Source organism: Pannonibacter anstelovis, from assembly GCF_036881715.1.
In the GTDB taxonomy this organism is placed as follows: Bacteria; Pseudomonadota; Alphaproteobacteria; order Rhizobiales; family Stappiaceae; genus Pannonibacter; species Pannonibacter anstelovis.
The window spans coordinates 189563-201985 of sequence record NZ_JBAKBF010000003.1; the positions used below are offsets into that span (position 1 = coordinate 189563).

Below are 12423 nucleotides of genomic sequence, written 5' to 3' on the forward strand. Positions count from 1 at the left end.
CCGCCCCTTTCAGAGAATCATCACCTGGATATCCGTGTATTCGAGCAGCCCCTCCTGGCCGAACTCGACACCCAGACCGGACATTTTGGTGCCGCCGAAGGGTGCGTTGGGCTGGATCATGCCGTGCTTGTTGATCCAGACCGTGCCGCATTCAAGCCGCGAGGCAACCGCCCGCGCCTTCTCCGGATCCGACGACCAGACCGAGCCGCCAAGGCCCGACGGGCTGTCATTGGCGGCACGGATCGCCTCTTCCAGATCGGTGTAGCGGATGACCGGCAGCGCCGGGCCGAACTGCTCCTGATCGACCAGCGGATCTCCGTTCGACAGGCCAGTGATCACCGTCGGCGGGAAGAACAGGCCTTCGCCCGGAGCCCCGCCGGTGACGACAGTGCCCTTGGCCCTGGCGCTCTCGACGAGCGCTGCCACCTTGTCGAACTGCATCTTGTTGGCCACCGGCCCCATGACCGAGGTTTCCTCAAGGCCATTGCCAACCGGGATGTTGCGGATATAGGCGGCCAGCGCCTCGACCACCGCATCATGGATGCTGTCATGCACATAGAGCCGCTTCAGCGCGGCGCAGGTCTGGCCCATGTTGATGAAGGCGCCCCAGAACAGGCCCTCGGCAATGGCCTGCGGATCGGCATCGGGCAGGACGATGCCCGCGTCATTGCCGCCCAGTTCCAGCGTCAGGCGCTTCATCGTGTCGGCCGCCGAGCGCATCACCTTCTGGCCCGTGGCCGTCGAACCGGTGAAGACCACCTTACGGATATCCGGATGGGCGGAAATGAGCCCGCCGAGGCTGGTGCCCTTGTCATCGCCGGTCACCACGTTGACGACACCGGCGGGGAGAACCTCGTTCATCAGTTCCACCATGCGCAGGGTGGAGAGCGGCGTATAGGGAGAAGGCTTGCACACGACCGTGCAGCCGCTGCGGATGGCCGGAAGAATGTGCCAGACGGCAATGATCATCGGCCAGTTCCACGGCGTGATGGAACCGACGACGCCAACCGGCTTGCGGTGCATCTCGACGCGCCCGGCCTCACCGTCCTGCAGCACCTCCACAGGCAGGGTCAGACCGGCCGTATAGCGGCACCAGCCCGCAGCACCCTGCACCTCGAAGCGGGAGCCGACCCCGTTGAGCGGCTTGCCCTGTTCGCGGGTGATGAGGCGCGAGAGTTCATCCGCATGGGCTTCCAGCTTGTCAGCAATCGCATGGCAGGCGGCCACACGGTCCGCATCCGGGCGTGCAGCCCAGCCTGGAAAGGCCGCCGCGGCTGCGGCAACGGCTGCGTTCAGCTCCGCCTCGCCCGCATTGGGGGCAAAGCCGACGACGGCACCGGTGGCGGGGTCATCGACCGGGAAGACACTGTCCAGATTGACCTTCTGGCCATTGATGATGAGCGGATAGACAGGCGCGGATGCAGCGGCATCCGAAGCGTGCAAAGTCATGTGAGCTCCCTCCTTCAGGTTTTTATGAAGGGAGGTTAGGCGTGCGGCTCCCGTGCGGTCTTGGGCGCATGCGACAGGCGTATTGGTGTAAAGCGTCACGGCTGATCCGTGACAGCCAGCCTTCAATGATGGCTGGCCGCCCCCGGTGCATGGCCGAAACGGCGGCGGTAGGCGCGGTAGAAATGCGACAGATCGCCAAAGCCCTGCTCAAAGGCAATGTCGGCGACCGTGCGCTGCGGTTCGGCCATGAGGCGCCGCCGCGCTGCATCGAGCCGGATGGCGAGGATCTGCTCACGCGGGCTATCCCCGTGGCGGGCAAATGCCCGCTGAAGCTGCCGGGGCGCAACGCCCAGAAGCGCGCAGAGGGTGCCTGCGCTGAAATCCGGATCACGGAAATTCTGCCGGATCAGCCGCAGCGCCTCGCCGAAAAGCCCCTCTCCCTGCACACCATGGTCTGCGGAGCCGCGGGCGAGATCATGCATGTAGCTGCCGAAGAGGGCGAACAGCGCCTCCTGCAGCGGAGTTGCCGCCTCTTCCCTGCTTTCGCAGAGCCGGTTCAGCACCGCCTGCATGGCAATGGCGATGCTGTCCTCCCGGCGGATCGCAAGCCCACCGCCCGGCAGGGCCGGGATGCGGCGGATCAGATCCTCACGCGGCAGATGCACGGACAGCTGTTCGCTGAACCCCTGCTCGAAATTGAAGTGGCTTGGCCTTGCCGCGTCCATCAGGAACATGTCGCCGGGACGCATGATCACATCCCCCTCCAGCTGGCGCATGCGCGCAGAGCCCCGGTTCTGGATGGTCAGGACGAAATGATCGAGGTGATCCGTGCGGTAGGCCTGGCCGCTGCGCAGCACGCTGGCGCCGGCCACTGCCACATAGGCCAGCTCCAGCCCGTTCGACTGCCGCAATGCCGTGCTGGCCCGAAAGGCCGGGCTGGCGGAGGCCGTTCCGCCTTCTGCTGCGCGCACGTCAAAGCAGCCGCAGACCTTCGAGATCCCATCCCGGAAGGCTCCGATGCCGGAGAAATCATGTGCTGCGAAATGCTCCCTCATGGCGTGCCACGCCCCATCCGCATGTGAAGGTGGCTCCGGTCTTTCCGGTCTCTGCCTTGCGCTTGCGGGCGGTTTGCCGCCTCTACGCATTATTCCTGAGCCGCCTTCATTGAGCCCTTGCGCAACCGGGCTGTCAAGCTGCTCCTGCGGCAGGTCTGTCTGCCGTCTCTGCGCCGTGTCATTGCGGGGAGCGTTTCACGCAGCCTTTTTCAGGAGATCGGCAGCGCTGGTCCAGGGCTGCGGGGCGCCAAAATGAAAGCCCTGCGCGGTGAAGACGCCAAGCTCAGCCAGACAAACGGCGGTGTCCTCATTCTCCACCGCCTCGGCGATGACCCTTGCCCCCAGCGAGGCAGCAACCAGCACGATGCCCTTGACCTGAACCCGCTGCACCCGGTCGCTCAGCAGGCTCGCCGTCATGCTGCCGTCGATCTTCAGCCACTTGAGGCCAAGGCCCTTCAGATGCGTGGTTCTCGGCCAGTTTCCAGCGAAATCATCCAGAATAAGCGTTGCGCCATGGGCCTTGAGCATGGCGGCAAGCCGTATCATGCCTGCGGTTTCGCGCGCGACCGCCAATTCCGGCACCTCAAAAGCGAGCCGTGTGGCGATGGCCCGGTTCCGCGCAAGAGCGCCATCCAGGAACCCCAGGAAATCGCTGTCGCCGAGCGACTGCTCCGACAGGTTGATGGAGAATTGCCCGGCGGCGCTGCGTCCGCCCCGGCGCAGCCGCGCCAGCGCCAGTTCGACCACCCGCCGGTCCACCTGCGGCAGCAGACCATGCCTTGCGGCGGCGGACAGCACGCCCTGCGGCTCCAGAAGGCCCAGCTCCTCATCGTCCACCCGCAGCAGCAATTCGGTCATCACCGTGCGGCCCGTGGCCGTGCAGCACACCGGCTGGGAAAAGAGCTGCAAGCGGTCGGTGGCCAGCGCCTGCTCGATCCGCTCCAGATTGGAGCGTGACGTCTTGTAGGAGGCCAGAAGATGCTCATCAAAGCGAAACTGCAGCACCTTGCCCCCGCCCAGCGCCTTGCTGGAGATGCAGGCCTGATCGGCCCAGCTCAGCACATCCGCGGCCGATGCATTGAGCGTGCGGGCAAACTGCCGGTCCAGAACGGCAAAACCGATGCTGCCACCGGAGCGGTAAACCACGCCATCCCACGGGAAATCGAGCTGCGCCAGAGAGGCCGCGATTGTGCTGGCAAAGCCATGGGCGCCATCCTCATCGGCGCTGAAGCGGATGATGGCAAACTCGTCACCGCCAAGCCGCGCCACAAGCGCCGTTTCCCCCGCGATGTGGCGGAGCTGGGCGGCGATACGCTCCAGCATGGCATCGCCTGCCATATGCCCGGCCCGGTCATTGATGATCTTGAACTGATCAAGATCCACCACCAGCACCGTAATGCCGGCAGAAGCGCCCGCCCGCACCCGCGTCAGTTCATCCTCAAGCGCCTGCTGAAAGGCGCGCCGGTTGGCGAGGCCCGTCAACGGGTCCTCCATGGCGAGACGCTCCAGCTCCCGCGTGCGTGCTTCCGGTTCGCGGCCTGCGCTGGCCGCCGTGGCGGTGCCGAGCACCAGCATGACGCCATCGGCGCGGCCCACCCAGTCGCAGCTGGGCGCAAAGGTCAGCACCACCTGCTTGAGCACTTCCACCCCGCCAGACGCACCGGCCTTGCGCTGACATAGCTGCGCCAGCGCGCCGGTCATCTGACTGAACGGCAGGGTAACATGCGTGCACTGGCCCTCCAGCGCGGCGTCAAAGGCTGGCTCCAGTGACTGGCGGAAAAGGTCATGACCGGCCAGTTCTGCGAGGTGCATGCCGGTGAGGGCGCTCTCATCCATATCCTGGAGCGTGGCCAGCTGCGGATCATGGTCATCGACAGGAAGCACATCAGCCACACGGCCATTGCGCGCCAGCATCAGCACCCGCCCGGCAAGCAGATGCGCTGCCTGCTGCGCAATGCGCATGCGCCGCTCGGCCGGGCCGACGAAAGCAAGCTCCCGCATCTCCAGAAACAGGAGCTGCGTCTGACGCGGGGAGGCGGCTGTTCGCAAGGGAGTGCAGGTCAGCCGCATCGGCGCCCCGCGCCCCTCGTCGAGGGCAAACATGCCTTCAGCCATGGCAGGCTTGCCACGTGCCGCCATCTCTATCAGTGGCCTCAGGCGGCGCAGGGCCGGTTCATTGATGACTGTTTCAAGGGAACGCCCTGTGAGAAACGCACTGCTGCAAGCCAGCTCCTGCAGCAATGCCTGATTGGCCAGCAGAAATTTGCCCCGTGCGGTCAGCAGGGCAGCCGGATGGCGCACGCTGTGAAGCAATGTTCCCGCCGCGCAGGCGAGATCCAGTTCCGTCAGCGGCCTGACGTCTGCATGGGTCTGCGGAGAATTCGAGGTCTCTTCAGTCAAACCGTGCCCCTCAGCAAAAGGACCAGCCTCCTGATCCTCCTCCCCCCAAATCGGCCTCAAGAAGTGGACCAACGCCGCCTTGCGGACAACAGTGACCCGGGCGGTTTTCCCAATGGCGTTACCCGTGACCTTAACAAAGTGTTAACGCGCTGGCGAGGATTTCCACCACGCCATGCCACGACGCAATCAGACGCAGCGTCACAATATGGCCAGATTGTATAGGCATCAGGCGGCCATCGATTTCCGGAGACATCGAAGATGTGTCTCCAGATGAACTGCTGACTATCCTGTGAGGGCGGGCTGTAGCTGGACGTCCCTCCTGGCGGGTTTACCATTTCGTTTCAGCCTTGTGCTGAGCGCCGCCGCAGGGAGATCACCGGGGGATGAGACAATAGAGTCCGAAAATGAAATGAAGACCAGAGCCTCGCGTGCGATATATGCCAGGTCTCTGGCAGCATTGGCTTTTTCCATGGCAGCAGCCGCCTCTGCGACAGCTTCTGCCGGCACATCCGGCCAATGCGGCATGGCATCGTGGTATGCAATGACCAGCAAGACTGCCAGCGGCGAGCGCGCCAATCCCAACATGCTGACAGCTGCCCACCGGTCTCTGCCTTTCGGCACCGTGGTCACGGTCATCAACCTGGACAACGGCAAGCACGTGAAGGTCCGCATCAACGATCGCGGCCCCTTCATCCGCTCCCGCGTCATTGATGTGACCCGGCGGGCTGCAAACGAGCTCGGCTTTACCGGCAGAGGCACGGCGCGGGTCAAGGTCGTTGGCCCGCACGGCAGCACCCTGCGTGCCGGCAAGCACTGTTAACACTGCGGGTGCGCAGGCGGCCATTTTATCCGCAACCGCAAGAGCGAAGCATTATTTATGAAGTTAACTTACATTAAGTAATGACAGCTTCAGAGGCGAACGTTACATTCCGCCGTCGTGGTCGATGGGGCCATGTGCACAAAACTTGAGCCGCGCACCTTCTCCCGAAGGGCGCGGCTTTTTTGAAGCTCTCTGATTTGCTTCGAAATTACAGTGCCTTGAGGAATTGCGCCGCCTGCCGGTGCAGATCCTGCTTTGCCTCATCCCCCATCTTGTCATAAGTGCGGAACACCTGTGCCAGACGCGGATTGCCGCGCAACCTGTCCCCGTTTCGCACCAGAAAATCCCAATAGAGGGCATTCAGCGGGCAGGCATCGCGCCCCGTCCTCTGCTTCACGTCATAGCGGCAGCTGCCACAATAATCCGACATGCGGTTGATGTAGTTGCCCCCCGCCGCATAGGGCTTGGAACCGAGCAGCCCGCCGTCGGCAAACTGGCTCATGCCAATGGTGTTGGGCGCCTCCACCCACTCGAAAGCGTCGATGTAGACCGCAAGATACCATTCATGCACCTCGCGCGGGTTGACCCCCGCCAGCATGGCGAAGTTGCCGGTCACCATCAGCCTCTGGATGTGATGGGCATAGGCCGTGTCGCGCGTCTGGGTGATGGCCTCGCGCAGACAGCGCATGTCCGTTTCGCCCGTCCAATAGAAACCAGGCAGGGGCCGGTCCGCCGCAAGCGCGTTTTCTTCCGTATAGCCCGGCATCTTCAGCCAATAGATGCCGCGCACATATTCGCGCCAGCCGATGATCTGGCGGATGTAGCCCTCCGCCGAATTGAGCGGCACCCGCCCCGCCCGCCATTCGGCCTCCACCCGGCGGCAGACCTCCAGCGGATCGAGAAGCCCGGTGTTGAGATACGGGGAAAGCACCGAATGATAGAGCCAGGCCTCTCCCTTGAGCATCGCGTCCTGATAGTCGCCGAAGGACGGCAGCGCCTCGTGCAGGAACCAGTCCAGCGCCGCCTGCGCGTCTTGCGCCGTCACGCCATAGGCAAAGCCCTCAAGCCGCCCGAAATTCTGCGCAAAGCGCTGAGCCACCAGCGCCAGCACCTCCTTCGTCACCGCATCAGGCGCGGCCCGGAAGGGCCGCGGCAGGAACAGGCTGCCTTCCGCCGGCTTGCGGTTCTCCGCGTCAAAGTTCCAGCGCCCCCCTGCCGGTTCGTCTCCCTCCATCAGAAGGCCGGTCTTGCGCCGCATCTCGCGGTAAAAATATTCCATGCGCAGCTGTTTGCGCCCTTCTGCCCAGGCGGCAAACTCATCCAGCGGGCAGAGAAAGCGCGTGTCTTCCAGCAAAACGGTTTCGCATCCGGTCAATGCGCCCCAGCCGGTCATGTCCTCCAGCACCCGCCATTCGCCAGGCTTCGTGGCAAGGATCCTGCTGCAGCCATGGCGAAAGGCTGCTCGTTGCACTTCTCCGGCAAGGCTTCCCGTATTGTCCGGGTCCTCCAGCGTGATGTAGTCCACGCGCCAGCCAGCCTTTCGCAGAGCAATGGCAAAGTGGCGCATGGCCGAGAAGATGAAGGCGATCTTCTGCTTGTGATGGCCTACATAGCTCGCCTCGCTCATCACCTCCGCCATGAGCACCACGGTCCTCGCCCGGCCGGCGGCCTGAAGAGCTGAAAGACCGAGGGACAATTGATCGCCCAGCACCGGCACGAGCGTGTCCACCGGACCGGCCGGGACCTGCGGCTCGGCACCAAGGGCACCGGCGAAGGCCGGGGCTGTGGAGAGGATCCGCGCAGTTGCGGTGTCTGCTTCCGGCGGCTGGTTCATGGGAATTTGCGGCTCTTTTGTCAGCTATCCCGGCTTCTGCAGGATCGCGGAGGTGGCAGGAAAAGAGATCAGGCCTGGCTGCCGTCGCTCTCTGCCTCTACGCAACCGCCGGGGTTCTGTATCACAGGTATGGACGATGAACGATCGCCCCATGACGAGACGATGGATACAAGCCTTCCCTTCCGGCTTGCCGGACGGCAGCGACCCGCCGCGCCGCCAAAAGGGCAGCGTGCCTCAGGACAGGGAGGGCCTGAACCCAGCATATGCATGAAGCCGCAAGGCCTTGCCGGAACCGCGCAACTCTGCACCTTCCAGCTATCCACCCGGGAGAACAGAAAAGCCGTTGCCGAGACGGTTTCATTCCTGTATCAGAACCGAACCGGCCGGTCCCAACCGGCGCCCGGTCAGCACCCGTAGCTCAGCTGGATAGAGCGCTGCCCTCCGAAGGCAGAGGCCAGGGGTTCGAATCCCTTCGGGTGCGCCATTTTCTCAAAGAACGCGCAGAATAGGGCGCCACGTTTCTACGGCCGAAGCGGCGGCCAGTGTTAGCAGAAACTCCGAATTCTGCCCTATGATGCGCCGCGCGCCGACGGCGGACCCGGCGCGATGCTCATAAGCTCGCCTGCAGCCGAGACAGAGCCGTCATTGTGTTGACCGAAGATGCGCGTGTCCGGGAGGGCGGAAGCAGCGATCTGGCCGGGCTATCACAGCTGTTCGCAGCAATCTGGCCCGGAAGGTCCGGCCGGATGCAGGTGATGAACACGGCCGTCAACAGGACGGCTGACGTCTACTGCCGTCGAATCAACCGCGTTGCCAGTTTGTGGGTCTGCTCCGCTCCGCGCTCATCAAGGTTCCATTGCTCCACGGCTTGCCTGACCAGCTCGGGATGCTTCTTGCTGATATCCCGCAGCGCGTTGCCAACAGACTTCCTCAGATACTCGCTGCCGTCGTTCCTGAATTGGGAAAGCAGTTCGATTGCAGCCATGGGGTGATCGCAGAAATATGGGCGCCCCGTCCAGATTCTCAGCCCCTCAGTCACGGCACGGCGGACATTGGCGGAGGGATCTGCCAGCCACTCCCTGATGACGGGAAGCGCGGCTTCGTATCCAATGTCTGCACAATAACGGTCAAACGCCTTGGCAAGGATTTCCTGCACGCGCCAGTCGCCATCCCGGCTGACCTGCTTCTTCAATATCCCCAGCGCCGTTTCATCCGATGATGCCAGCCTACCCAGAATGAACGTTCCGATACAGCGCGCCTGAGCCGGCTCGACGTTCAGAAGGGCGCTCGCTATCTGCAAGGCTTCGCCGCGCTCTGCCTCGTCAAGGACCTCGGCAGCGGCAGCCTCAAGGTCCTTGAAACCATGCTCCGTGCCTTTGGCGCGTTCAATGAGTTGCTGGAGGTCCGGCATCGAGCGGCAACCTTTCCCGGCCATCACCGGCGCGGTGAGAAATCAAGGAGATCACCTCTTCGCCGGCTGAAATGAGGTCAGCCCCTTCGAAATGATCTCAAACAGATCCTTATCCCGTATTGAATCATCGGACCGGCGCAATGTGCCAGATAAAACCTTTGAAAGACCGGAATAGAATTCTGCTCTTGTCTGATCGACGGCACCGGACACCTCACCGCCGCATGCCCTGAGCAGGTAATAGTCTTCCAGAACTGAACACAAAGGCAGAAGAGCCATGTCCGGCCATCGCGTGAAGAGGCGGTCAAAAGGGCCCCCGGAAGGCAGAAGATGCCCGATTGGCTGCTCAAGGCAGGGCAGAAGGCGGGGCCAGTCCGCCGGGACATGCCGGGTGGCCACGAGCTGGCGCAGATGCGCCTGCAGAAAATCCGCATAGATTCCGCTGGCGAGCATCTTGTGACTGCCGCTGATGCTCCCGTGACGGATCTCGTCTCCATAGGCGGCAAAAGCGATGTCAAATCCGGGTACATGAGCCAGCGGAATGGTCTCCACGTGAACCGAACCGTGTGATGCCTCAACAACGCAATATCCTGCTGGAAAGGCGACGGGTGACGGAACGGCGACATTCACCAGACCGCCGAGTTCCACCTGACCGGCTGTATGCATGTGGCCGCTGAAATGCCATTTAAGCCCGGCAGCTGCCAAAGTCTGGCCTGCATGTGTTGACGGCATCCGCTCCTGCCAGCTGGCAGTGCCTCCAGCCCGCACGCCGCTGCCAGTGTCCTCAAGCGTCAGCGGCAGAACGGGGTAATGGGAGCAGGCGAGGAGGGTCTTTTGCTGACGCTTCGCACGCTGGGCGGCGTCCCGGATCCAGTTGATCAGATAAGGCCGGTCCGTCAGGACATGATCCCAGGCCGCATCTGCCTTCAGTTTCCATCCCGCCCCGGCGCGATGAAACACATTGGCATCCAGCATCAGCAGCCAGAGCCCCTCTTGCGGCTCGACCAGATAGGATGCGTCAGGCAATGCCGGATCACCGCCTTGGGGATAGCGTTCATCAAGGCCGTCCCGGGCGCCGAAAGGTGTTTCCCAGTGAAGCACACCAGCGGGACGCGCGATGCCATAAGACGCCATGGCCTGCATGGCGCCGGCAGTGGTCATGCCCAGCATGTCCGGTGCAAAGACGGCAGGCTCCGGGGCGCAGGGATCACTCGACGCCAGCACCGCCGCCGTGCTGCCGCCCGCCGTCAGCCACTTGGACTGATGCCGGGGGAGAGGACCAAAGCAATCGTGATTGCCGAAGACCGTGAAGAAACGAAGCCCATGGTTCGTTTCGTAGTCTGAGAGGATACGCTTGAGTGCCGTCACCGCACCGGGCTGGCCATCGTCTGAATAATCGCCCAGCAGCACGACCGTGCTGATGCCCCGCCGGACGATATCTTCAAGCGTTGCAATGAAGGCCGGGTAGCTTTCGTTGAACACGCGCGTGGAGGCCGCAGTATCTGCGAAGGTGCGAAGGGAAAGCGCACCACTGCTTCGCTCCCCCAGCCCGTAACCACCATACAGGTCATGCAGATGGACATCAGCAACGATTGCGGCCTTCAGCAAGAGAGAAAACCTCCAGGATGACGGCGCGCCGCCTGGAAAAGGTCCGGCCGGTCGAGATTGATGTAGCTGGCACCCGCGTCAGCAATTTCGCGATGCACGAGCGGATCGTCTCCCCCGTAATAGACCATGATGTCCAGACCGGCCATACGGCAGGCCTCCAGAAGGCCTGGCCTGCGCATCTGTTCCACCGTGATCTCGATGATCGACGCATGATGGACAGAGGCGGCAAGAGACGGTGACTTGGCAATGTTGAGCGTCATCATCTTCCGGAATTCCGGTGCAATCAGCTGCAGCCCCAGCCGCATCTCCTCGGAGAAGGAGAAGTAGAACGTGTCGCGTGTCATGCCCAGATTGCGGACCAGAGCCGCCACCTTGGCCGGATCGCAGTATTTCAGCTCGACATAGACCCCGGCACGGCCCCGCAGGTGCTCAAGATAAGCATCCAGCCGCGGCACAACGGCGCCCTTGAATTTCTGATCAAACCAGCTGCCGGCGTCGAGTGCATCAATTTCCCTGGCCAGGGCATGGCCAATAGGACCTGAACCATCTGTGGTTCGGTCAAGTATCTCGTCGTGAAAGACGTAGAGCACACCGTCGGCGCTCTCGCGCACGTCCAGCTCGATGTAGTCAGCCCCTTGCTCAAGGGCGAGGTCTGCGGCGGCAAATGTGTTTTCCGGTGCAAACTTGTTTGCACCGCGATGAGAGACAATTCTGGTCACTGAAAGGTCCTGTCAATTCGCCTGCAGCCGCTGCCCGGCGCGGCTTGAGGCGGGATGCGAAACTCCGGCATGAAGGCCGGGGATGCGGTTGCCATCTTCATCGAAGAGGAGAGAAAGGGCAGTATTCCAGTCAAGTCCGGCCCTGCTTCCGGGTGCATGGCGCACAGCCTCGCCGTATTCGAGCGCATGGATGAGACCAGCAGGCGTGGAAACCGTGTAGAAGACTTCGCGTCCCATCGGCTCTACGCTGACGATCTCACCGCAAAGCATTGCCTCTGCCGGAGCAGTCAGCGCAATATCCTCCGGGCGCAACCCCAGTGTCACTGGCCCGTTCCAGGGCGGCGTCAATTGCAGCAGGGATGCACCAAGACGCAGCTCCTCACCGCTTGCCTGACCTGCGATCAGGTTCATCGGAGGTGTTCCAATGAAGCCTGCGACAAAAAGATTGCTGGGCCGCCGGTACAGATCGTCCGGCGTACCGATTTGAGCAATCTCGCCATTGTTCATGCATATGATGCGATCAGCCATCGTGATTGCTTCGATCTGATCATGCGTGACGATCAGCGTGGTAATACCAAGGCGTTTCTGGATCGCTTTCAATTCGGCCCGCATGGAAATGCGCAGCGTTGCATCGAGGTTCGAAAGCGGCTCATCCAGCAGCAGAATATTCGGCTCCTTGACCAGCGCCCGTGCCAGAGCCACCCGCTGCTGCTGGCCTCCGGACAGTTGCGAAGGCCGCCGGTCGAGCAAGGGGCTGATCTGCACGAGAGCCGCCGCTTCCTCGACGCGCCGGACCGCCTCCGCCTTGCCAACAGGCTTGAACCTCAGCGGGAAGGCGATGTTCTCGCGAACGGTCAGGTTCGGATAAAGCGCATAGGACTGAAAGACGATGCCGACGTTCCGGTCACGTGCGTCAACCTTGCTGACATTGTGGCCGTCGAAGGTGATTGCACCGGAGGCCGGTGCATAGAGACCGGCAAGCAGGAACAGCGTCGTCGACTTGCCGCACCCCGAGGGGCCCAGAATGGCGACAAATTCTCCATCCTCGATGGTCAGGTTCAACGGCTTCAGCACAAGGTTTTCGCCCCAGCTTTTCGTCACGTTGTCGAGTGTGATCTTGGCCATGGCTC

The 12423-nt window shown here is 62.6% G+C and carries 9 protein-coding genes and 1 tRNA gene; 2 read left to right on the top strand and 8 right to left on the bottom strand.

What is annotated here, in order from left to right; translation table 11 throughout:
• Window positions 1–9: 9 nt before the first annotated feature.
• The 3 genes from V6L75_RS06175 to V6L75_RS06185 all read right to left on the bottom strand — a co-directional run bounded on the left by V6L75_RS06175 (window position 10) and on the right by V6L75_RS06185 (window position 4904).
• Window positions 10–1449 carry an aldehyde dehydrogenase family protein gene (locus V6L75_RS06175; protein WP_334250645.1) on the bottom strand — a complete coding sequence of 480 codons (1440 nt, stop codon included), beginning with the start codon at window positions 1447–1449 and terminating at the stop codon, window positions 10–12.
• A 122-nt stretch (window positions 1450–1571) separates the two neighbouring features.
• Window positions 1572–2504, bottom strand: a complete 933-nt coding sequence (locus V6L75_RS06180; RefSeq protein ID WP_334250646.1) for a helix-turn-helix domain-containing protein — start codon at window positions 2502–2504, stop codon at window positions 1572–1574.
• A 195-nt stretch (window positions 2505–2699) separates the two neighbouring features.
• Complete coding sequence (locus tag V6L75_RS06185) at window positions 2700–4904, bottom strand: EAL domain-containing protein (RefSeq protein ID WP_334250647.1); 2205 nt, start codon at window positions 4902–4904, stop codon at window positions 2700–2702.
• A gap of 541 nt (window positions 4905–5445) precedes the next feature.
• On the opposite strand from V6L75_RS06185, the gene V6L75_RS06190 reads away from it, so the two are divergent.
• Complete coding sequence (locus V6L75_RS06190) at window positions 5446–5724, top strand: septal ring lytic transglycosylase RlpA family protein (RefSeq protein ID WP_425498692.1); 279 nt, start codon at window positions 5446–5448, stop codon at window positions 5722–5724.
• Window positions 5725–5932: 208 nt separating this feature from the next.
• Here the strand turns inward: V6L75_RS06190 and V6L75_RS06195 are convergent, their stop codons facing one another.
• Window positions 5933–7558: a cryptochrome/photolyase family protein gene (locus V6L75_RS06195; protein ID WP_334250649.1), complete on the bottom strand. Its 1626-nt coding sequence runs from the start codon at window positions 7556–7558 to the stop codon at window positions 5933–5935.
• 407 nt (window positions 7559–7965) lie between these two features.
• On the opposite strand from V6L75_RS06195, the gene V6L75_RS06200 reads away from it, so the two are divergent.
• Window positions 7966–8042 (top strand) — tRNA-Arg (locus V6L75_RS06200).
• Between the two features lie 303 nt (window positions 8043–8345).
• On the opposite strand, the gene V6L75_RS06205 is transcribed toward V6L75_RS06200, so the two are convergent.
• From V6L75_RS06205 to V6L75_RS06220, 4 genes are read right to left on the bottom strand one after another with little or no spacing between them, the layout of a single operon-like run.
• Entirely contained in the window at window positions 8346–8969 is a 624-nt protein-coding gene (locus V6L75_RS06205; protein ID WP_334250650.1) for a DNA alkylation repair protein, read from the bottom strand.
• A gap of 51 nt (window positions 8970–9020) precedes the next feature.
• Window positions 9021–10574 carry a metallophosphoesterase family protein gene (locus tag V6L75_RS06210; protein WP_334250651.1) on the bottom strand — a complete coding sequence of 518 codons (1554 nt, stop codon included), beginning with the start codon at window positions 10572–10574 and terminating at the stop codon, window positions 9021–9023.
• Entirely contained in the window at window positions 10568–11293 is a 726-nt protein-coding gene (gene ugpQ / locus V6L75_RS06215) for a glycerophosphodiester phosphodiesterase (protein WP_334250652.1), read from the bottom strand. Before ugpQ ends, V6L75_RS06210 begins: the two co-directional genes overlap by 7 nt.
• 12 nt (window positions 11294–11305) lie before the next feature.
• Window positions 11306–12418, bottom strand: coding sequence for an ABC transporter ATP-binding protein (locus tag V6L75_RS06220; protein ID WP_334250653.1), 1113 nt, complete (start codon window positions 12416–12418; stop codon window positions 11306–11308).
• Between the last annotated feature and the right edge of the window lie 5 nt (window positions 12419–12423).

Excerpts from the sequence above, each read along its gene's own strand:
- V6L75_RS06220 (WP_334250653.1), bottom strand. The coding sequence starts at position 12,418 with ATGGCCAAGATCACACTCGACAACGTGACGAAAAGCTGGGGCGAAAAC.
- V6L75_RS06190 (WP_425498692.1), top strand. The coding sequence starts at position 5,446 with ATGACCAGCAAGACTGCCAGCGGCGAGCGCGCCAATCCCAACATGCTG.
- V6L75_RS06195 (WP_334250649.1), bottom strand. The coding sequence starts at position 7,558 with ATGAACCAGCCGCCGGAAGCAGACACCGCAACTGCGCGGATCCTCTCC.
- V6L75_RS06205 (WP_334250650.1), bottom strand. The coding sequence starts at position 8,969 with ATGCCGGACCTCCAGCAACTCATTGAACGCGCCAAAGGCACGGAGCAT.
- V6L75_RS06175 (WP_334250645.1), bottom strand. The coding sequence starts at position 1,449 with ATGACTTTGCACGCTTCGGATGCCGCTGCATCCGCGCCTGTCTATCCG.
- V6L75_RS06180 (WP_334250646.1), bottom strand. The coding sequence starts at position 2,504 with ATGAGGGAGCATTTCGCAGCACATGATTTCTCCGGCATCGGAGCCTTC.